The organism is Skermanella sp. TT6 (assembly GCF_016653635.2).
GTDB lineage: Bacteria > Pseudomonadota > Alphaproteobacteria > Azospirillales > Azospirillaceae > Skermanella > Skermanella cutis.
The window spans coordinates 2,207,091-2,225,651 of record NZ_CP067420.1 but is presented as its reverse complement, the minus strand read 5'-3'; the positions used below and the strand labels follow the sequence as shown (position 1 = coordinate 2,225,651).

Sequence of the window (18,561 nt, the reverse complement as noted above, 5' to 3'; positions counted from 1 at the left end):
CGAAGACGGACAACAGTGCGCCGCATTTCGGGTGGCGACAGGTCCGCACCGGCATATGCCTATAAGGATCCGCATAGCCTGAATATTTCAAGCCCAAGAATTCATCCAGAGGTATTATAACTCCTGTGGGGAGGGGTCAGGGAGAAGCGAAAGAGTAAGGTCTGTCGGACAGAGGGAAAAAGCCGTCCAACAGGGGGGCAGACGATCATGGGCTCTCGCCAGAACCGGCACTTTCCCGAGCCAGAGGAAACCGCCGTCTTTGCTTCCCCGATATGCCCTTCGCAGGTCCGCCAACAGCTGGACCGTATCTGCGCGTCGGAAGATTTCCGGCGCGCCGATCGGAGCCGGCGCTTCCTGAGCTACATCGTCGAGGAAACCATCGCCGGCCGCGGATCGCGCATAAAGGCCTATTGCGTCGCGACATCGGTGCTCGACCGGGACGAAACGTTCGATCCCCAGACCGACCCGCTGGTCCGGATCGAAGCCGGCCAACTCCGCCGTCGGTTGGAGCGGTATTATCTCACCCACGGAGCCGGGGACCCGGTGCTGATCGATCTGCCCAAAGGCGGCTATATCCCGGTCTTCAGCCTGAGGACGCCCGCGGCAGCGGCCGGCCTGCGATCCCTGAAGCATGTCCGGGCCGGCATATCGGGAACGGCTGCCCTGGCGACGCTCGGTGCGGCCGGGTTTGTCGGTGCGGCCTTCTTCATCCATGATCCGGTCGTGGTCGGTGCCGCCCTGGGCGGCCCGGCGATCCGGGCAGTCCAGGTCCTGCCCTTCACGCCCGCCGACACTGCCCGGAGCGCCGAAATAGCCTCCGGACTGGCGGACGAGATCACCCAGGAACTGATCCGACGCGGGACCCTTGCCGTGCTTGGCCCTCGGGATCCCGGCACGGGGAAGGCGTCCGGCGCCGATGCCATCCTGACCGGCACGGTGCGGACCGGCTCGGGCGTGGTGCGCGTCACCGCCAGCTTGGTGAGCGCCGGGAACGGCACATACATCTGGATGAAGGCGTACGACAGGCCTTCGGGAGAGCCGGTATTGGCCGTGCAGCACGCCGTCGCCACGGAGATCGGCTCGGGATTGAACCCGCAGGCGCAAGGGCAGCGAGATTGATCGCCTGCCGAATTCTTCAATCGGACCAAAGGGCTGAACGGGTAAACTACGGTAATTTACGTTTCCGCGACGCCCTCCGCCTCTACTGTCGCGCGGCAAGAAGAAGCGCCGGTCGAACGCGCGCAGGGAATGGCCCGATGGAAGGGGCCAAGTGGACGGCATGCCGGACGACCGGCACGCCCAGATCCGGTTCAGGAGGGATCAATGTCGCAGTTACGGCGGACTTCCGCTGAGTTTCTCGGTACATTCTGGCTGGTCTTCGGCGGATGCGGAAGCGCCGTGCTGGCCGCCGCGTTCCCCGAGGTCGGCATCGGCCTGCTCGGCGTCTCGCTGGCATTCGGCCTGACCGTCCTGACGATGGCCTACTCGATCGGCCATATCAGCGGGTGCCATCTCAATCCCGCGGTGACCGTCGGCCTGTGGGCCGCCAGACGGTTCCCGGCCAAGGACATCCTGCCCTACATCGTCGCCCAGATCGCCGGTGCGATCGTCGCGGCGATCGCCCTGTACGTGATCGCCAGCGGCAAGGCCGACTTCAGTCTCGCGGTGAACGGCCTGGCGACGAACGGCTTCGGCGCGGCTTCCCCCGGCGGCTACACCCTGGCTTCGGGAATGCTGATCGAGATTATCCTGACCTTCGGCTTCCTGGTCGTGATCCTCGGTTCAACCGACACCCGGGCTCCGGCCGGCTTCGCGCCGCTCGCGATCGGGCTGGCGCTGACCCTGATCCACCTGATCAGCATCCCGGTCACCAACACCAGCGTGAATCCGGCGCGCAGCACCGGCCCGGCACTGATCATGGGGGGCGTGGCCCTGCAGCAACTCTGGCTCTTCTGGGTGGCTCCGCTGATCGGCGGCGTCCTGGGCGGCATCGCCTACCGCATGCTGTCGGCCGAGGAGACGGTCGTGAAGCCGGCGATCACCGGCGAGCCGGCGCGCTGAGACTTCCAAGGGGCGGAGAGGATCCGCCCCTACGCCGACGGGAGGTCAAGGACTGGAAACCAGCTTCAGGCCGACGATGCCGGTGACGATCAGGGCGACGCAGCCCAGCCGCAAGGCGTTTGCCGGTTCTCCATGGATCACGATGCCGGCGATGACGGTTCCCACGGTTCCGATGCCGGTCCAGATCGCGTAGGCCGTCCCAAGGGGAAGGGTGCGCAAAGCGAGGCCGAGCAGCCCGAGGCTGACGACCATGCTGCCCGCCGTCAGCAGCGACGGGACAAGACGGGTGAAGCCGGCCGTCTGCTTCAGGCCAAGGGCCCAACCGATTTCGAAAGCGCCGGCGAGAAGCAACAGAACCCAAGCCATCACAGACCTCCCGAGTCCGTGGCTGGGTCGTCCCGGCCTTGATGAATGGAAATCGCGGGGTCGTCCCCGCAATCGGACATTTGGTCATCCGGGACGGCGGATCAAGCCCCGGCAGCCCAAGGTCACGGGTGCTCCGCTCCCCTTTGCATCAGCTGCCGCACGTCGACCAGGAGCCGTTCCAACCCCCGATCCGCCACGCCCAGTTCGCGCAGGTGTCCCACGGTGTTCGCCAGGTAATCCAGGTTCGGGCCGCGCTCGCCGATACCCTGCCGGATATGCCGGACCACGTCGGACACGCACATGTCGCCGCAATACTGCCGATGGCTCCGGTCGGCGACGAAAGTGCAGGCGGTGACGTTGCCGCCCCTGGTCCGGACCCGGAGCAGCTTGGGGTGATAGACCCCGCTGACCATTTCCCGGTCCCACAGATAGTCCAGCGTCCCGGCCACATGGGCCGCCTCGACCCTGAAGACCATGCCGCGGCAGGATCCGCCGCGATCCAGTCCCAGCACGAGGCCGGGCCGGTCGGGCGTGCCGCGGTAACGGTGGGAATAGACGCAGAACCGGCGGTGATACCCCCGCAGCAGCGCCAGCCGGCGCTCCGCGAAAGGAAATTCCGGGTTCCACATCAGTGAGCCATAGCCGAATACCCACAGGTCGGTATCGGGCGGAACCTTGATCTTGGGGAACGTCCTGGCCGTCGAGGGAGCGAAGACCATGAGCGGTTCGCCGGTACAGGCGGCGGGCTCCGGCAAGGCGGGATCTTGGGTCTCGGAGGCGTCCTCCGCGACCGTATCGCGGAATGAATCTTCGGCAGACATGATCGTCAGATAGTGTCTCCTCGGCGTCGATGCCACGATATCACACATCAAGGCGCCCCTCGACCTCCAACGGCACAACCCGCTATAAGGCAATCGCACAACCGCTCAAGGCCTTCCCACATGCGTGCCAAGCCGTTCGTCTCGCTGATCGTCCTGTTCGGCATCGCCGCCGCTGGCTATTCAGCGTGGTGGTTCTATCTCGCCGGGCGGGTGCGTGACGGCATCACCGACTGGATCGCCCAGCAACGCGCGGAGGCGGCGCTGATCGAGTACAGGGACCTGGAGATATCCGGCTTTCCCCTGTCCCTCACGGCGAGCGCCGCCGACGTTTCGATCCGCCGGGCGGACGGACTGCAATGGCGCGGATCGGCGGTCATCGCCAGCGCCCGCCCCTGGTATCCGCTCGACATCGGCGTCAACCTTCTGGGCAGCCACCAGGCCGGCCTGGTTCAGGCGGGCGGCGATCCGGCACTGGGCATCGACGCTCCCGCCGGGGCGAAGGGGAGCGTTCGACTGGATCTCTCCGGCGCGATCCGCCGGATGACCGTCGACCTCGGGCGGTCGACGGTGACGCTGCCGGACGGTCAGCAGGCGATCCTCGGCCGCGCCGAGGTGACCGCGGCGCTCCCGGAAGCGCCGCCCGCCGACCATACGGCGACGGCGCTGTCGATCGACGCCCGCCTCGGCGACGTCCGGCCGCCGCCTTCGGTCACGACCCCGCTGGAGGGAGACATCGAGACGGCGGCGGTGACTGCCCGGATCAAGGGAGCCTTGCCCGACCGTCTCGGCCGGCCCGCCATCGCCGCCTGGAGCGAGAGCGGCGGCACGATCGACATCGACTCGCTGACGCTGAACTGGGGGCCGCTCCGCATAGCCGGCCAGGGAACGCTGGCGTTCGACCGCGACCTCCAGCCGATCGGGGCGATCAGCGCGGCGGTGGAGGGCGTGAACCCGACGATGGACAGCCTCGCCACGGCCGGGATCGTCCGGCCGGGCGACGCCGCCATGGCGAAGATGGCCCTCACCTTGCTCTCCCGCCGGACGACGGCCGACAACCAGCCGATCGTCGAGGCGTCTCTGACGGTCCAGGACGGCTGGCTCTATTTCGGCCCGATCCGCTTGCTGAGGATCCCCCGCGTCGCGTGGGAGTGAGATTCAGGCCTGCTTGGCGTCGATGACGCCGCGGCGGATCGCCCGGGTGCGGGTGAACAGCTCTTCCAGCTTGTCGCCCTCGCCCCAGCGGATCGCCCGCTGTAGCGCGGTCAGATCCTCGTTAAAGCGCTGGATGATCTCCAGCACCGCTTCGCGGTTGTTGAGGAAGACGTCCCGCCACATCACCGGATCGCTGGCGGCGATCCGGGTGAAGTCGCGGAAGCCGCCGGCCGAGAACTTGATCACCTCGGACTTTGTGTCCTCCTCCAGGTCGGTCGCGGTCCCGACGATGGTGTAGGCGATCAGGTGCGGCAGGTGGGACGTGATGGCCAGCACCTTGTCGTGGTGCGAGGCCTCCATGAACTCCAGGTTGGAGCCGAAGCGACGCCACATCTCGGCGACCCTGGCGACCGCCTGCTCGTTCGCCCCGGGCGGCGGCGTCAGGATGCACCAGCGGTTCTCGAACAGTTCGGCGAAGCCCGCTTCCGGGCCGGAATGCTCCGTGCCTGCGACGGGATGGCCGGGAACGAGGTGGACGCCCTCCGGCAGGTGGGGCGCCACGTCGCGGATCACCGCCTGCTTGACCGACCCGACGTCCGTGACGATCGCTCCGGGACGGCAATGCGGGCCGATGACGGGGGCTATATGGGCATAGGCGCCGACGGGCGCGCACAGCACCACCAGGTCGGCGTCCTTCACGGCCGCGGCGGCGTCGGTGGTGGCACGGGAAACCAACCCCAGCTCCAGCGCCTTGTCGCAGGTGGCCTGGCTGCGGGCGCTGCAGACGATCTCGCCCGCCATGCCATCCCGGGCCAGCGCCCGCGCCATGGACGAGCCGATCAAGCCGATGCCGATGAAGGCGACCCGGTCGAACAGCGGCGAGCCGCTCCCGGCCCGCGCTCCGGCGATGTCGGTCGCGGTCATGCTTCCCCCTTCAGGAACGCGGCGACGGCATCGACCACGGCGCGCATCTCCTCCTCGGTGCCGATCGACATGCGCAGGCAGTGCGGCAGGCCGTAGCCCCCCATCTGGCGCACCAGGATGCCGCGCGCCTTCAGGAACTGCCGGGCCGCCTCGGCCGCCTGGTTGCCGTCGGACGACCGGTTGGCGAAGGAGACCAGGACGAAGTTCGCGATGCTGGGATGGACCTCCAGCCCCAGCTCGGTCAGCCGCGCGCTCAGCCAATCCCGCCAGATCTCGTTATGGCGGCGGGACTCCTCGATGAAGGCAGTATCCTCGACCGCGGCGACGCCGGCGATCTGGGCGGCCGAATTGACGTTGAAGGGCCCGCGCACCCGGTTCAGCACATCGGCGATGGCCGGCGGGCAGTAAGCCCAGCCCAGGCGCAGGCCGCCCAGCGCGTAGATCTTGGAGAAGGTCCGGGTCATCACGACATTGCCGAACTCCTCCACCAGCTCCGATCCCGCGGTGTAGTCGGGACGGTCGACATACTCTGCATAGGCCGCGTCGATCACCAGCACCACGTGCCCGGGCAGCCCCGCGTGCAGGCGCCGCATCTCGTCGGAGGTCAGGAAGCTGCCGGTCGGGTTGTTGGGGTTGGCGATGAACAGGATCTTCGTGCGCTCGGTCACGTGGGCCAGCAGCGCGTCCACGTCGGCCTTCAGCCCCTTCTCGGGAGCGGCCACCGGCGTGGCGCCGACCGACTTGGCAGAGATCGGGTACATCAGGAAGCCGTGCGCGCTGTACAGCACCTCGTCGCCCGGACCGGCATAGGCACGGGTCAGCAGTCCCAGCAGCTCGTCCGAGCCGGTTCCGCAGACGATCCGGGAAACATCCAGCCCGTAGAGCCGGGCCAACCCGTCGCGCAGCGCCGTCGATCCGCCGTCGGGATATCGGTGAAGTTCCGCCGCCGCCTGCCGGTACGCCTCCATCGCGCGCGGGCTGGGGCCCAACGCGCCTTCGTTGGAGGCGAGGCGGATCAGCCGGTCGACACCGGGAGCATGGGCCTCGCCGCCGACATAGGGGGAAATGTCGAGGATTCCGGGACGGGGAGCCGGAGCAGACATGGCAGAGCTACTTTCCTGATGAAATCAGACAGGGGACCGAAGTTCGACGAATCCAAGCTTTTCGGGGATCAGAGCTTCTTGGGGTCGGAGGAGCTTCCGAGCGGCACCGCGTACCCGCCGATCGGGGTGGTCCGCAGCAGGATATCGCCCATGTTGGCCGCGAAGGCGGACAGACGCTTGTCCTGCAGGTCGACATAGTCGGCGACCTCGACCAGATGGAGCGGGCCGCCGCCGGATTCCCGGCCGGTCCAGCTCCGGAAACTGACGGTGGCCAGGCCGGCGGCTTCCAGCGCCTCCTTCAGCCGGCCGCGGCTGCGATCCTCGGTCAACTCGATGCCCAGCAGGGTGCGGTCGTCGCCGGTCCGCTCGTGCTGGATCAGGGCGATGGCGAGGGCGTCCCGGTCGTCGCCGCGCGCGTTGCCGCGGCCGCAGAACGGCAGGCTGGCGACCACCCGCGGCGTCTTGGGGTCCTGGTTCATCAGGTACCGCCACCAGGGATCGTGGTCGTCCTCCTCCGGCATGGGTACGACGCCGACCGTCGCCGTGCCGTCGGCCACGGCTCGGATCGCCGCGGCAGGCGTGTTGACCGCCGTCATCGGGACCGAGCTGCCGTAATGGTCGCGGGAGATATCCCAGAAGCCGCGCCTGTCCTCCGGCGCGTAGACCGCGATGGCGAACGGCCCCTGGATGCGGGAAAAGGTCGCGATCATCTCCCGCCACAGCCGGGCCAGGACCTGCATCGGGAAGGGACCGGTGTGGCGCGCGGCGAGTCGGCGCAGGATCGTCGCCTCCCGCCCGGGCCGGACGATCTGGTTGTCCGGCCGTTTGGCGATGCCGACCAGTTCCACCACCTGGGCGCGCCGCATGATCAGATCATGGATCTTGTCATCGATTTCATCGATTTCGCGACGCAGTTCATCAAGCGATGGCGTTGGTGAGGACATGGACTTCAGATCTTGCCGGTCAGGGAGTGGACGGAGCGGTCAACGCAGCCGGATAGTAGTAGTCTCGGACCCTGGCAAAATCAAAGAAAACGTTGACACCCCCATGGCTTGCTCCCTAGCTATGCGGCTTCCTGGCTGGCAGCTTTGCCCCCACACTTTCGAAGCAGGTTCGCCCGACCGATGAGCGCGTCCATTCCGTTTCGCCAGCCGCCAGGCGTCGCCGAGGCTGCCGGTTCCGTTTCGGAGGGGACGAACCGGCGGGTGGTGCTGGGGACCGACCGGCCGATGCGGCTGGACTGCGGCGTCGAACTGTCGAACTTCACCGTCGCCTACAGCACCTTCGGCACGCTGAACGCCGACCGGTCCAATGCCGTGATGGTCTGCCATGCGTTGACCGGCGACCATTTCGTGACCGACTACCACCCCGTCTCGGGCAAGCCCGGGTGGTGGAGCATGCTGGTCGGCCCGGGGCGGCCGATCGATACCGACCGCTATTTCGTCATCTGCTCCAACGTGATCGGCGGCTGCATGGGCAGCATCGGCCCGGCCGAGACCGATCCCGCGACCGGCAAGCCCTATGGCCTGGGATTCCCTGTCATCACGATCGCCGACATGGTGCGGGCGCAGAAGCTGCTGGTCGACCATCTCGGCATCGAGAAGCTGTTCTGCGTGGTCGGCGGGTCCATGGGCGGCATGCAGGTGCTGCAGTGGGCGGTCAGCTACCCGGAGCATGTCTTCGCAGCGCTGCCGATCGCGACCGCCGCCCGTCACTCCGCCCAGAACATCGCCTTCCACGAGGTCGGGCGGCAGGCGATCATGGCCGATCCGGACTGGTGCGGCGGCGACTACCTGAACCAGGGGGTGCGGCCCCACCGCGGGCTGGCGGTGGCGCGCATGGCCGCGCACATCACCTACCTGTCCGAGGCGGCGCTGCACCGCAAGTTCGGCCGCAACCTGCAGAACCGGCAGGCGGTGACCTATGGCTTCGACGCCGACTTCCAGGTCGAGAGCTATCTTCGGCACCAGGGCATCACCTTCGTCGACCGGTTCGACGCCAATTCGTACCTGTATATCACCCGGGCGATGGACTATTTCGACTTGGCGGCGGAGCATGGCGGCGTCCTCGCCAACGCGTTCCGGGTCAAGGACGGCCCCACTCCGGTCCGGTTCTGCCTCACCTCCTTCTCCAGCGATTGGCTGTTCCCGACCACCGAGTCCCGGGCCGTCGTCCACGCGCTGAACGCGGTGGCGGCCAATGTCAGCTTCGTGGAGGTGGCGACCGATAAGGGACACGATGCCTTCCTGCTGGACGAGCCTGAATTCCACCAAGTCGTGCGGGGCTTCCTGGACGGCTGCGCGGAGCACCGGGGCCTGACCAACCGGCGGGCGGCGACGGCATGAGCCCGCTCGACGATGCCTCCTCCCGGAACCGGCGTTCCGGCACGATCCGTTTCGACCTCAAGCTGATCGCCGACATGGTCGAGCCGGGCAGCCGGGTGCTGGACATCGGCTGCGGCGACGGCGCGCTGCTCGACTTCCTGGTCCACGAGAAGGGCGTCGACGGCCGAGGGATCGAGCTGAGCATGGACGGGGTGCATACCTGCGTCAGCCATGGCCTGTCGGTGATTCAGGGCGACGCCGAGACCGACCTGAAGGACTATCCGAGCGGCGCCTTCGACTATGTCATCCTAAGCCAGACGCTCCAGGCGATGCGCGCACCCCGCACCGTGCTGGAGGAACTGGTGCGGATCGGCGACCGGGCCATCGTGTCCTTCCCCAATTTCGGCTACTGGCGGATCCGCATGGCGCTGCTGTGGCTCGGCCGCATGCCGGTGACCGAGCGCCTGGGTTATGAGTGGTACGAGACGCCGAATATCCATTTCTGCACGATCAAGGACTTCACCAGCCTGTGCGACCGGCTGGACATCACGATCGATCGCAGCGTGATCCTCGGCCGCGACAACCGCCCTACCCGCCTGGCGTCTGCCGACGGCATCGCCAACTTCTTCGGCGAGCAGGGCGTCTTCATGCTGCGCCGGAACGACCGGCAGGGTTGATTCGGGCGGACGCCCCGGTCAGAAACTGACGCAGGCCGGGCGGGTCATGGTCAGCACGGCCTGCTGGTCGAAGCGCCGCTTGTAGGCGTCGGCGATCTCCGCGACGCGGGGGCGGTCCCGCGCGGCGTCGGACAGGACGACCACCAGAACCTTGCTCGGCTCCCGCACGATGGTGCCGTTGCCGGTGTCGCGCCACTGACCGCCGGCATCGAGGACCGTCAGGCCGTCGGGAAAGCGCGGCGTCACCTCCTCGTCCACGAAGCGGCTCCAGTCGGCGTCGGTCACGCCCAGGCTGTTCCCGATGTTGCGGCCGAATACGACTTCCGCCACGAGGCCGGGGGTCGCGCCGGGACCGCAGCCCGCCGCCATCGGGCCGGCGCAGCCGCCGAGAAGGGTGCCCGTCAGCGCCAACGACATCATCCGGTTCCGCATGGCTGTTCCTCCGTCACGGGACGCCCAGGGAATGTACGCGGACATCGGCTGTTGTTCATAGGGAAACCGCCGGAGGAACCCCCCTATGCGCATGCGCTTCTTTGCCGCCGCCCTGTCCCTGGTCTTCGCATCCTCGGCCGCCTTGGCCCAGACCACGGCCCAGGCACCGGCCAACCCGAGCAACGATCCTGCCGAACGGCCCCTGATGACGGCTCCGCAGCCCGGCGACCAGACGACGACCGATCCGGTCACGCCGAGTCCCGGAGTTTCCGGCGAGGCTCCGAGCCGGGAACTGACCGGGCAGGGCGACACCGGCGTGCCGGGCGGCACCCCACAGGCGGAGGATGCGCCCGCCGAGATGACCGGACCGGGCGAAGCCCAGAGCGAAAGCGCAAACCCTCCCCCGGCCGCGGGGACGCCGCCGGCCGCGCAGCCGCCGCAGCGTTGATCGGGGTCAGGCGCCGATGCGCCGCTTCAGGTCGGCGAGCCATGCCTCCACCCGCCGGCGGTTGACCCCCATGTCCGAGTAGCCGAAATGCGACCGGCTGTAGACGGCGACCGTTGATCCGCCCTCGCCCGCCGGCAGGATCGCCACGTCGACATAATCGGGAAAGCGCAGCAGGGCGCTGCGCTGCACCAGCAGCATCCGCATTCCGTCGGGCGACCGTTCCAGCAGGGTCGTGCGCGGCGCCTCCTCGACCACCGCCAGCATGGCGTCGCGCAGCCGTTCCGGCGGGACCGGGAACACGGGGCTCTCGGCGTCCGGCTCCGCCCTCGGCGTCGTTCCCGGAGGCGCCACCAGGTATTGGTTCGGGGTGGAGGCGCGTTCCAGAACCGCGAAGTCCGCAGGCGCGCGGTCTCCCGGCGCCCCGTCGGCCCAGGGTCCGAGCTGCCAGCCGTACCAGCCGATCGCCGCGAGGAGGATCACGGCCAGCAAGCCTCTGGCCACGGGCTTCAGCATGTCGGCTCCTGTCGTGAGGAAGGCGGGCTCCAGGCCCGGAACCGCTTTTCGATCGGTTTAGCTTCATGGGAGGCGCTGGGCAAGGCCGATCCGGACCCTTGCCAATCCGCGTCGGATGCGCCATCTGCGCAGTCTGACCCATGAAGGCAAGTAGCGTACAGATGAGCATATCGCAGCAGCACCTCCCCCGCCCCGTCCATGTCATCGGCGGCGGACTCGCCGGCAGCGAGGCCGCGTGGCAGATCGCCTCGGCCGGCGTCCCGGTCGTGCTGCACGAGATGCGCCCGGTGCGCAAGACCGACGCCCACCAGACCGACGGGCTGGCGGAGATGGTGTGCTCCAACTCTTTCCGGTCCGACGACGCCGAGTACAACGCGGTCGGCCTCCTTCACGAGGAGATGCGCCGCTGCGGTTCGCTGATCCTGCGCTGCGCCGACGCCCACAAGGTGCCCGCCGGCGGCGCGCTGGCGGTGGACCGGGACGGCTTCTCGGCGGCCGTGTCCGAGGCGCTGGCCGGCCACCCGCTCGTCAGCATCGTCCGCGAGGAGGTCGCCGGCCTGCCGCCGGCCGACTGGGACAGCGTGATCGTCGCGACCGGCCCGCTGACCTCCCCCGCGCTGGCGGAGGCGGTCCGGGAGTTGACCGGCGAGGAGAGCCTGGCCTTTTTCGACGCGATCGCGCCGATCGTCTACAAGGAGAGCATCGACCTGTCCAAGGCGTGGTTCCAGTCGCGCTACGACAAGCCCGGTCCCGGCGGCACCGGCCAGGACTACATCAACTGCGCGATGAACCGGGAGCAGTACGAGGCCTTCATCCAGGCCCTGCTCGACGCGCCCAAGACCGACTTCAAGGAGTGGGAGAAGAACACCCCCTACTTCGAGGGTTGCCTGCCGATCGAGGTGATGGCGTCGCGCGGCGTCGATACCCTGCGCTACGGCCCGATGAAGCCGGTCGGGCTGACCAACCCGCATGCGCCCCCCGAGGCCGGCCGCCGCTCCCACGCGATCGTCCAGCTTCGCCAGGACAATGCGCTGGGCACGCTGTACAACCTGGTCGGCTTCCAGACCAAGATGAAGTATGCCGACCAGACCCGGGTGTTCCGGATGATCCCGGGGTTGGAGAACGCCGAGTTCGCGCGGCTGGGCGGCCTGCACCGCAACACCTTCCTGAACAGTCCGAAGCTGCTCGACCGCGAGATGCGCCTGAAGGCGATGCCGAGTTTGCGCTTCGCCGGGCAGGTGACAGGCGTCGAAGGGTACGTCGAATCGGCGGCGATCGGCCTGCTGACCGGACGCTTCGCCGGCGCCGAGCGGCTGGGCAGGACCTGCACCGCCCCGCCGGCCACGACGGCGCTGGGCGCGCTGCTGAACCACATCACCGGCGGCGCCGAGGCGGAGACCTTCCAGCCCATGAACGTCAATTTCGGCCTGTTCCCCGACTTGGAGGGCAAGATCAAGGGCCGGGACCGCAAGCTGGCCTATACCAGGCGGGCGCTGGGCGACCTGGACGGTTGGCTGGGAACGAGGCAGGCCGCGGAGTAGGATCGCCGCGGATCACGATTTCCCGCCGACGGCGAGCCCCGGGCCGTCAATACCGGCCCGTCATGGCCCGCCAAGCCAGCCGGGCCTGCCGGAACGGGTTGGGCATCTGGACACGGGGAGCGAACACGTCGTTCCCCGCCTTCGCGATGACGCCCAGGTAGATGTCCGCCAGGGTCGCGGTCAGCAGGGCCGGATAGCCTGCGCGCGGCACCTGCGCGCGCAGCGCCCGCGCCTCCTCCAGATGGGTACGCGCCATGCCGGACACCTCCGCCACGACGCCCTTCAATCCCTCCGGAGGCTTCAGGTCGAACAGGCTGCGCTCCGACACGCCGTGACGCTCCAGCACGTCCTTGGGAAGGTAGAGCCGGTGGCCGCGCGCGTGGAAGGGTACGGCGCGCAGCAGCCCGGTGAGCGCCCAGGCGATGCCGACATGGCGGGCCGCGGCGTCGGCCGGCGCGTCGCGGACCCCCAGGATCTCCAGCGCCAGCTTGGCCAGCGGCGCCGAGGTGACTTCCGCGTAGCTGGCCAGGCACGTCCCGTCGGCCGGGGGCTCGTCGGTCAGGTCCGCTTCGCGGCCGTCGATCAGCGTCTCGAAATGGGCGCGGGTCAGGTCGAACCGGCGGATCGCATCGGCCAGGGGCATCAGCACCTCGTGGCGGCGGCCGGCGCCGGCATAGACCTCCCCGATGCTATCATGCCACCATTGCAGCCGGATCTGGCCGAGGACGGGTTCGGTCACCACCTCCCTGGTCTTGGCGATCTCCAGGTTGAAGGCGTAGAGGGCGAACAGCGCCTCGCGCCGGTCCGGCGGTGCGAACAGGCAGGTCAGGAACCGGTCGTTGTCATACTTCCGGACCTCTTGCCCGCAATAGGAAAGGGCCGCGTCGGAGTTAGCCATGAAATTTCGAGGGAAGCCGCATCGTGACGAAGGAAACCAGTGCCAACATGCTCTATAGTGGGCCTCTGGCGCCATGACATATTGGCCTCGCGCGGCTGATCGGCCAGACCCTTAGCCCGACCTCGCTCAACGCGGACACCCATGGCCGAGTTCAACATCGCACCGCCCGCCACAGGAAGCACCGAGCCGTCAGCGAAGAAGGACGCGAGCGGCGAGAATTTCCCGGTAGCATCGCGGCTGCTGCCGAAACGCCTTCGCCCGCACGTGATGGCCTTCTATCACTTCGTGCGGCTCGCCGACGACATCGCCGACGATCCCGACCTGGAACCGGAACTGAAGCTGAGCCACCTGGACGCGCTGGAGCGCGCCCTGGTCAAGGGCGAGGCCCACAGCGCCTATCTCCAGCCGGCGCTGGACCTGCACGCCAGCCTGAAGCTGACCCGGATCCCCGATACCCATGCCAGGCAGGTACTCCAGGCCTTCCGGCGCGATGCCAAGAACACGCCGTGCCGGACCTGGAGCGACCTGATGCTCTATTGCCGCTACTCGGCGGCGCCCGTCGGCCGCTACCTGCTGGACCTGCATGGCGAGGGGGCCAAGGCGGTCGGGCCGTCGGACGCCCTGTGCGCGGCTCTCCAGATCCTCAACCATCTTCAGGACTGCCGCGAGGACTGGGTCCAGCTGGGGCGCTGCTATGTTCCGCGGATCTGGTTCGAGCAGTCGAAGGTCAGCCCGGAACGGCTGGTCGAGCGCAGCTCGAACGACCAGCTCCGCGCGATCCTGGACCGCACCCTGGACGAGGTGGACAAGTTGCTGGAACGCGCGGCGCCGCTTCCCGGCCTGGTCGTCCATCGCGGACTGCGCCTGGAAAGCGCCGTGATCCTCAGCCTCGCCCGGGCGCTGTCGCGCCAGCTGCGCCGGCAGGATCCGCTGGCCCGCCGGGTCAAGCTGACCACGCCGGGGCGGGTCGTGGCGACGTTCCAGGGCATCGTGGCCGGGCTTAGCTCCAGATGACCGTGCAGACGGCCGATCCAGCCGCCCCGGGAGAGATCGCGGGGAAGTCCGGCACGACTTTCTTCTGGCCCATGCTGCTGCTGCCCAGGCCCAAGCGGGCAGCCATGTTCGCGATCTATGCCTTCTGCCGGCAGGTCGACGACATCGTCGACGAGCCGGGACCGCTGGAGAAGAAACGCGCGGCGCTGGCGGTTTGGCGCGAGCAGGTCCGCTCGCTCTACATGGGCGGGGCTCCGGTCGGTCCGGTGGCCGCCGGGCTCGCCGATGCCATCGCGCGCTATCATCTGCCCCGCGGGGAGCTGGAAGCGGTCATAGACGGCATGGCGATGGACCTGGGCACGCCGCTTCGGGCGCCCCCTCTCGATACGTTGCGGGTCTATTGCCGGCGGGTCGCAGGCGCGGTCGGGCTGCTGGCGATCCGGGTGTTCGACCGCGCCGATGCCGAGACCGAGGCTTTCGCCCTGGCCGTCGGCGACGCGCTTCAGATGACCAACATCCTGCGCGACCTGGAGGAGGACGCCGCGATCGGCCGCCTGTACCTGCCGCGGGAGCTTCTGGTCCGTGCCGGCATCTCCGCGAACGATCCGACGGAGGTGCTGCGCCACCCCAACCTCGGCAAGGCCTGTGACGCCCTGGCGGACCTGGCCGAGACACGCTTCGCCGAAGCCGACCGCCTGATGGCGGGCTGGCCGAGGCGTCGCCTTTGGGCAGCCCGCGCCATGATGATGCTGTACCGCCGCATGCTGGACCGGCTGCGGGCACGGGGCTGGCGCGACATCGGCCGGCGTCCGCGCCTGCGCCGGGCGGAGAAGGCCTGGGTGACGCTGCGCTGCCTTGCCGGACGGCCGCCGCGGAGCTGATGACGCCATGACTACCGTCCATGTCGTCGGCGCCGGCATGGCCGGCCTCGCCGCCGCCGTCTCCCTGGCCAGCGACGGGGCCAGCGACGGGCGCCGCGTGATCCTGTACGAAGCGGCCGGACAGGCGGGAGGCCGCTGCCGTTCCCTGCGCGACCCTGTGCTGGATCGGACGATCGACAACGGCAACCACCTGCTGCTGGGTGGAAATCGGGCGGTGTTCGCGCTGCTCGACCGGATCGGCGCCCGCGACCGCCTGGTCGCCGCCGCGGATCCTGCGGAGTTCCCGTTCCTCGATCTCGGCACGGGAGAGAGATGGGCCCTGCGACCCAATGGCGGCCCCCTTCCCTGGTGGATGCTGGTACCGGGCCGCCGGGTTCCGGGAACGCGGCTGCGCGACTATCTGGCGCTGCTGAAGCTGCTGCGGGCGGGCCCGGACGCGACGGTGGCCGACTGCCTGGATACGGAATCGGTGCTCTACCGGCGCCTGTGGGAACCGCTGGCCGTCGCCGCGCTGAACATCGCGCCGGACCGGGGATCGGCGCGCCTGATGGGTGCCGTCGTGGCCGAGACCTTCCTGCGCGGCGGGGCCGCCTGCCGGCCCTTCGTCGCCGCGCGCGGCCTGTCCGACACCTTCGTCGATCCGGCGCTGGCCCACCTGGCTTCACGAGGCGGCGACCTGAGGTTGAAGGCCCGGCTGCGGCGACTCGTGACTGAGGACGGACGGGTCGCGGCCCTGGAATTCGCCGGCGAGACGGTGGAGCTGCGGGCCGGCGATGCCGTCGTGCTCGCGCTGCCGCCGGCCGGCGCCGCCGAACTGCTGCCCGGATTGGCGGTGCCGGAGGAGCACACGGCCATCCTGAACGCCCATTACCGGCTGGACCGACCGGCGGTCCTTCCGGGCGGCCGGATCTTCCTGGGCCTGATCGGCGGAACGGCGGAGTGGCTGTTCGCCCGCGACGACGTCGTGTCGGTCACGGTCAGCGCCGCCGACCGGCTGATCGACCGTCCGGCGGACGATCTGGCGGCGCTGCTGTGGCGGGACGTGGCATCCGCCTGCGGCCTGGGTCCGGCGATGCCGCCCGCCCGGATCATCAAGGAGAAGCGGGCCACTTTCCGGCAGACCCCGGCCGACTCGGAACGCCGTCCGGGTCCCGTGACAGACCTGTCGAACCTGTCGCTGGCCGGGGATTGGACCGCGACGGGTCTTCCGGCGACCATAGAAGGGGCGATACGGTCAGGAAACAAGGCCGCCGCTGCGGTGTTAGACTCTGGATCGGTCGAAAGGCCGGCGCGGACCGCGATGCAGGCTTCACAACGGCGCCCGCTCGACATATCTCAACGGGCGTAGCCTCAAGCAAATTTGCCCCGGCGACCCTTCGCTGCGGCATGTGTCCCGAAAAAACGAAATGAGGAACCGATGGCCTTTGAACTTCCCCCGCTGCCGTACGCGTACGATGCGCTGGATCCCTACATGTCGGCGCAGACGCTGCAGTTCCACCACGACAAGCATCATCAGGCCTACGTCACCACCCTCAACAACCTGATCAAGGACACCCCCCTGGCGGACAAGTCGCTTGAGGAGATCTGCAAGGCGTCCTACGGCGACCCGTCCAAGCAGACCATCTTCAACAATGCCGGCCAGCACTGGAACCATACGCTGTTCTGGCAGATGATGAAGAAGGGTGGCGGCGGCGCCATCCCGGGTGAGCTGGAAGCCAAGATCAAGGAGGATCTGGGCGGAATCGACCAGTTCAAGGAGGCCTTCACCCAGGCCGGCCTGACGCAGTTCGGCAGCGGCTGGGCGTGGCTGGTGGTCGACGGCGGGAAGCTGAAGGTCACCAAGACCCCGAACGGCGAGAACCCCCTGGTCCATGGCCAGACCGCCCTGCTCGGCTGCGACGTGTGGGAGCACTCCTACTACCTGGATTACCAGAACCGGCGCGCCGACTACCTCAAGGCGTACCTGGACAACATGGTGAACTGGGAATTCGTCGCCGAACTGTACAGCAAGGCCTGACCGGCCCTGCGAACGGAAGAAAGGGGCCCCGGCGGGCCCCTTTTTTCATGCCTGTCAGACCGGCAGGAGAGCGGCGGCGACGCGGCGCTCCTCGGACAGAAGCACGTTGTAGGTGCGGCAGGCGGCTCCCGTTTCCATCACGTCCACGACGATTCCCGCCTCGCGCAGTTCGCGGCGCAGCTTCGACGGCAGCAGGCCCATCTTGGGACCGGAACCGAGCAGAAGGATCTCGACCGCCGGCTGCGCGCCGCGGATCACGCTGAAGCTTTCCACCGAAAGCTCCGCGAAGCTGCCGGCCTGCCAGCCCTGCGTACGGTCGGGAAAAACCAGCACCGGCCCTTCGTAAAGGGTACCGCTGACTCGGAAGATGCCCGGGCCATAGGCGTCGATGACCTGACGGTCTGCCGGGATCAGCGGCGTCACATCCATGATCGTCCCTTTCGGTTCCGTTCGCCCGCGGTCAGGCGCTGCCCGCCGCGGCGGCCTGGTCCTTCCTTCCCGCACCGCCGGACCGGCCGCGGCGGACGTTGAGATACAGCAGCAGCGGTACGGCGACGCAGATCGACGAGTATGTCCCGATGCCGATGCCCCAGATCAAGGCGATGCTGAATCCGCGGATCACTTCGCCGCCGAACACCACCAGGGCCAGCACCGCCAGCAGGGTGGTCCCGCTGGTGATCAACGTACGCGCAAGCGTCTGGTTGATCGCCGTGTTCAGCACCGTGGGGAGGTCGGTGGATTTGTGCCGGCGCAGGTCTTCCCGAACCCGGTCGAACACCACGACGGTGTCGTTGATGGAGTATCCCGCGACGGTCAGCACCGCGGCGACCGTGCTGAGGCTGAACTCCATCTGGGTCAGCGCGAACAGGCCGATGGTGGCGATCACGTCATGGGTGAGCGCCGCGACCGCGGCCACGCCGAACTGCCACTCGAACCGGAACGAGACATAGGCGAGGATTCCGCCGATCGCCAGGACCACCGCCAGGATGCCGGCCCGGATCAGCTCGTCGCCGACCTGCGGTCCGACGAACTCGGTCCTGCGGTACTCGACGCCCGGCCCGAGGGCACCGCGCACCTGCTCGATCGCCGCCATCTGGGCCGCTTCGCCGCCTTCCTGGTGAGGAATGCGGATCATGACGTCCCGCGGGCCGCCGAACTCCTGAAGCGTGGCCTGCCCGACGCCGAGGCCCGACAGGGTGTTCCGCATGGAAGCGATATCGGCCGGTCCCTCCGTGCGGACCTCCATCAGGATGCCGCCGCGGAAGTCGATGCCGAAATTGAGCCCCTGGGTGGCGATGACCAGGACCGAGCCCAGCACCAGGAGGGCCGAGAAGGCGAAGGCGATCAGCCGGCGGCCGATGAAATCGATCTTCGTGTTGTCGGGTATCAGTCGTATCGGACGCATCGGTA

Annotated in this window: 21 protein-coding genes; 11 read left to right on the top strand and 10 right to left on the bottom strand. The window is 68.4% G+C overall.

Annotation, left to right across the window (positions count from 1 at the left end; translation table 11 throughout):
* Positions 1-207 precede the first annotated feature (207 nt).
* Together IGS68_RS10505 and aqpZ are read left to right on the top strand one after the other, a co-directional pair.
* Positions 208-1,119 (top strand): hypothetical protein, encoded by a 912-nt coding sequence (locus IGS68_RS10505; RefSeq protein WP_201079693.1) that lies wholly within the window; start codon positions 208-210, stop codon positions 1,117-1,119.
* 204 nt (positions 1,120-1,323) lie between these two features.
* Positions 1,324-2,061: an aquaporin Z gene (aqpZ, locus tag IGS68_RS10500; protein ID WP_201079691.1), complete on the top strand. Its 738-nt coding sequence runs from the start codon at positions 1,324-1,326 to the stop codon at positions 2,059-2,061.
* Positions 2,062-2,106: 45 nt separating this feature from the next.
* Here the strand turns inward: aqpZ and sugE are convergent, their stop codons facing one another.
* Both sugE and IGS68_RS10490 read right to left on the bottom strand, forming a co-directional pair.
* Complete coding sequence (gene sugE / locus IGS68_RS10495) at positions 2,107-2,427, bottom strand: quaternary ammonium compound efflux SMR transporter SugE (protein WP_201079689.1); 321 nt, start codon at positions 2,425-2,427, stop codon at positions 2,107-2,109.
* 122 nt (positions 2,428-2,549) lie between these two features.
* Positions 2,550-3,248, bottom strand: a complete 699-nt coding sequence (locus tag IGS68_RS10490; RefSeq protein WP_247881267.1) for a gamma-glutamylcyclotransferase — start codon at positions 3,246-3,248, stop codon at positions 2,550-2,552.
* 120 nt (positions 3,249-3,368) lie between these two features.
* Here IGS68_RS10490 and IGS68_RS10485 point away from each other — a divergent pair, with 120 nt between their 5' ends.
* Positions 3,369-4,400, top strand: a complete 1,032-nt coding sequence (locus IGS68_RS10485; protein WP_201079687.1) for a DUF2125 domain-containing protein — start codon at positions 3,369-3,371, stop codon at positions 4,398-4,400.
* A gap of 3 nt (positions 4,401-4,403) precedes the next feature.
* On the opposite strand, the gene IGS68_RS10480 is transcribed toward IGS68_RS10485, so the two are convergent.
* From IGS68_RS10480 to IGS68_RS10470, 3 genes are all read right to left on the bottom strand, one after another.
* Positions 4,404-5,324, bottom strand: a complete 921-nt coding sequence (locus IGS68_RS10480; RefSeq protein WP_201079685.1) for a prephenate/arogenate dehydrogenase family protein — start codon at positions 5,322-5,324, stop codon at positions 4,404-4,406.
* Positions 5,321-6,427 carry a histidinol-phosphate transaminase gene (gene hisC, locus IGS68_RS10475; RefSeq protein ID WP_201079683.1) on the bottom strand — a complete coding sequence of 369 codons (1,107 nt, stop codon included), beginning with the start codon at positions 6,425-6,427 and terminating at the stop codon, positions 5,321-5,323. The genes IGS68_RS10480 and hisC overlap by 4 nt, the downstream gene beginning before the upstream one ends.
* Before the next feature lie 68 nt (positions 6,428-6,495).
* A complete protein-coding gene (locus IGS68_RS10470) occupies positions 6,496-7,293 on the bottom strand; it encodes a chorismate mutase (RefSeq protein ID WP_247881266.1) in 798 nt (265 codons plus the stop codon).
* 258 nt (positions 7,294-7,551) lie between these two features.
* On the opposite strand from IGS68_RS10470, the gene metX reads away from it, so the two are divergent.
* Both metX and metW read left to right on the top strand, forming a co-directional pair.
* Entirely contained in the window at positions 7,552-8,772 is a 1,221-nt protein-coding gene (metX, locus tag IGS68_RS10465; RefSeq protein ID WP_201079679.1) for a homoserine O-acetyltransferase MetX, read from the top strand.
* The gene (gene metW / locus IGS68_RS10460; RefSeq protein ID WP_201079677.1) at positions 8,769-9,428 is read left to right on the top strand and encodes a methionine biosynthesis protein MetW; all 660 of its coding nucleotides are present in this window, start codon (positions 8,769-8,771) and stop codon (positions 9,426-9,428) included. The genes metX and metW overlap by 4 nt, the downstream gene beginning before the upstream one ends.
* An 18-nt stretch (positions 9,429-9,446) precedes the next feature.
* Here metW and IGS68_RS10455 read toward each other — a convergent pair whose 3' ends face one another.
* The gene (locus tag IGS68_RS10455; RefSeq protein ID WP_201079675.1) at positions 9,447-9,860 is read right to left on the bottom strand and encodes a DUF3574 domain-containing protein; all 414 of its coding nucleotides are present in this window, start codon (positions 9,858-9,860) and stop codon (positions 9,447-9,449) included.
* Between the two features lie 85 nt (positions 9,861-9,945).
* Here IGS68_RS10455 and IGS68_RS10450 point away from each other — a divergent pair, with 85 nt between their 5' ends.
* Positions 9,946-10,308 carry a hypothetical protein gene (locus IGS68_RS10450; protein ID WP_201079673.1) on the top strand — a complete coding sequence of 121 codons (363 nt, stop codon included), beginning with the start codon at positions 9,946-9,948 and terminating at the stop codon, positions 10,306-10,308.
* A 6-nt stretch (positions 10,309-10,314) separates the two neighbouring features.
* On the opposite strand, the gene IGS68_RS10445 is transcribed toward IGS68_RS10450, so the two are convergent.
* Complete coding sequence (locus tag IGS68_RS10445; RefSeq protein WP_201079671.1) at positions 10,315-10,821, bottom strand: DUF1499 domain-containing protein; 507 nt, start codon at positions 10,819-10,821, stop codon at positions 10,315-10,317.
* 161 nt (positions 10,822-10,982) lie between these two features.
* Between IGS68_RS10445 and trmFO the strand changes: the two genes are divergently transcribed.
* Positions 10,983-12,362: a methylenetetrahydrofolate--tRNA-(uracil(54)-C(5))-methyltransferase (FADH(2)-oxidizing) TrmFO gene (trmFO, locus tag IGS68_RS10440; protein WP_201079669.1), complete on the top strand. Its 1,380-nt coding sequence runs from the start codon at positions 10,983-10,985 to the stop codon at positions 12,360-12,362.
* A gap of 46 nt (positions 12,363-12,408) precedes the next feature.
* Here trmFO and IGS68_RS10435 read toward each other — a convergent pair whose 3' ends face one another.
* Positions 12,409-13,260 (bottom strand): phytoene/squalene synthase family protein, encoded by an 852-nt coding sequence (locus tag IGS68_RS10435; protein WP_201079667.1) that lies wholly within the window; start codon positions 13,258-13,260, stop codon positions 12,409-12,411.
* Between the two features lie 141 nt (positions 13,261-13,401).
* Between IGS68_RS10435 and hpnC the strand changes: the two genes are divergently transcribed.
* The 4 genes from hpnC (at position 13,402) to IGS68_RS10415 (ending at position 17,151) form a co-directional block, all read left to right on the top strand.
* Complete coding sequence (gene hpnC / locus IGS68_RS10430; protein WP_201079665.1) at positions 13,402-14,274, top strand: squalene synthase HpnC; 873 nt, start codon at positions 13,402-13,404, stop codon at positions 14,272-14,274.
* Complete coding sequence (gene hpnD, locus IGS68_RS10425; RefSeq protein WP_201079663.1) at positions 14,271-15,134, top strand: presqualene diphosphate synthase HpnD; 864 nt, start codon at positions 14,271-14,273, stop codon at positions 15,132-15,134. Before hpnC ends, hpnD begins: the two co-directional genes overlap by 4 nt.
* Positions 15,135-15,141: 7 nt before the next feature.
* Entirely contained in the window at positions 15,142-16,482 is a 1,341-nt protein-coding gene (hpnE, locus tag IGS68_RS10420) for a hydroxysqualene dehydroxylase HpnE (protein WP_201079661.1), read from the top strand.
* A gap of 69 nt (positions 16,483-16,551) precedes the next feature.
* Entirely contained in the window at positions 16,552-17,151 is a 600-nt protein-coding gene (locus IGS68_RS10415; RefSeq protein ID WP_201079659.1) for a superoxide dismutase, read from the top strand.
* Positions 17,152-17,205: 54 nt separating this feature from the next.
* On the opposite strand, the gene IGS68_RS10410 is transcribed toward IGS68_RS10415, so the two are convergent.
* Positions 17,206-17,580, bottom strand: a complete 375-nt coding sequence (locus IGS68_RS10410) for an Mth938-like domain-containing protein (protein WP_201079657.1) — start codon at positions 17,578-17,580, stop codon at positions 17,206-17,208.
* Between the two features lie 31 nt (positions 17,581-17,611).
* The gene (gene secF / locus IGS68_RS10405) at positions 17,612-18,556 is read right to left on the bottom strand and encodes a protein translocase subunit SecF (protein WP_201079655.1); all 945 of its coding nucleotides are present in this window, start codon (positions 18,554-18,556) and stop codon (positions 17,612-17,614) included.
* Positions 18,557-18,561: the final 5 nt, after the last annotated feature.

What these genes read in the sequence shown, in the direction of transcription:
- IGS68_RS10505 (WP_201079693.1), top strand. Translation starts at nt 208, where the DNA reads ATGGGCTCTCGCCAGAACCGGCACTTTCCCGAGCCAGAGGAAACCGCC.
- aqpZ (WP_201079691.1), top strand. Translation starts at nt 1,324, where the DNA reads ATGTCGCAGTTACGGCGGACTTCCGCTGAGTTTCTCGGTACATTCTGG.
- sugE (WP_201079689.1), bottom strand. Translation starts at nt 2,427, where the DNA reads ATGGCTTGGGTTCTGTTGCTTCTCGCCGGCGCTTTCGAAATCGGTTGG.
- IGS68_RS10490 (WP_247881267.1), bottom strand. Translation starts at nt 3,248, where the DNA reads ATGTCTGCCGAAGATTCATTCCGCGATACGGTCGCGGAGGACGCCTCC.
- IGS68_RS10485 (WP_201079687.1), top strand. Translation starts at nt 3,369, where the DNA reads ATGCGTGCCAAGCCGTTCGTCTCGCTGATCGTCCTGTTCGGCATCGCC.
- IGS68_RS10480 (WP_201079685.1), bottom strand. Translation starts at nt 5,324, where the DNA reads ATGACCGCGACCGACATCGCCGGAGCGCGGGCCGGGAGCGGCTCGCCG.
- hisC (WP_201079683.1), bottom strand. Translation starts at nt 6,427, where the DNA reads ATGTCTGCTCCGGCTCCCCGTCCCGGAATCCTCGACATTTCCCCCTAT.
- IGS68_RS10470 (WP_247881266.1), bottom strand. Translation starts at nt 7,293, where the DNA reads ATGCGGCGCGCCCAGGTGGTGGAACTGGTCGGCATCGCCAAACGGCCG.
- metX (WP_201079679.1), top strand. Translation starts at nt 7,552, where the DNA reads ATGAGCGCGTCCATTCCGTTTCGCCAGCCGCCAGGCGTCGCCGAGGCT.
- metW (WP_201079677.1), top strand. Translation starts at nt 8,769, where the DNA reads ATGAGCCCGCTCGACGATGCCTCCTCCCGGAACCGGCGTTCCGGCACG.
- IGS68_RS10455 (WP_201079675.1), bottom strand. Translation starts at nt 9,860, where the DNA reads ATGCGGAACCGGATGATGTCGTTGGCGCTGACGGGCACCCTTCTCGGC.
- IGS68_RS10450 (WP_201079673.1), top strand. Translation starts at nt 9,946, where the DNA reads ATGCGCATGCGCTTCTTTGCCGCCGCCCTGTCCCTGGTCTTCGCATCC.
- IGS68_RS10445 (WP_201079671.1), bottom strand. Translation starts at nt 10,821, where the DNA reads ATGCTGAAGCCCGTGGCCAGAGGCTTGCTGGCCGTGATCCTCCTCGCG.
- trmFO (WP_201079669.1), top strand. Translation starts at nt 10,983, where the DNA reads ATGAGCATATCGCAGCAGCACCTCCCCCGCCCCGTCCATGTCATCGGC.
- IGS68_RS10435 (WP_201079667.1), bottom strand. Translation starts at nt 13,260, where the DNA reads ATGGCTAACTCCGACGCGGCCCTTTCCTATTGCGGGCAAGAGGTCCGG.
- hpnC (WP_201079665.1), top strand. Translation starts at nt 13,402, where the DNA reads ATGGCCGAGTTCAACATCGCACCGCCCGCCACAGGAAGCACCGAGCCG.
- hpnD (WP_201079663.1), top strand. Translation starts at nt 14,271, where the DNA reads ATGACCGTGCAGACGGCCGATCCAGCCGCCCCGGGAGAGATCGCGGGG.
- hpnE (WP_201079661.1), top strand. Translation starts at nt 15,142, where the DNA reads ATGACTACCGTCCATGTCGTCGGCGCCGGCATGGCCGGCCTCGCCGCC.
- IGS68_RS10415 (WP_201079659.1), top strand. Translation starts at nt 16,552, where the DNA reads ATGGCCTTTGAACTTCCCCCGCTGCCGTACGCGTACGATGCGCTGGAT.
- IGS68_RS10410 (WP_201079657.1), bottom strand. Translation starts at nt 17,580, where the DNA reads ATGGATGTGACGCCGCTGATCCCGGCAGACCGTCAGGTCATCGACGCC.
- secF (WP_201079655.1), bottom strand. Translation starts at nt 18,556, where the DNA reads ATGCGTCCGATACGACTGATACCCGACAACACGAAGATCGATTTCATC.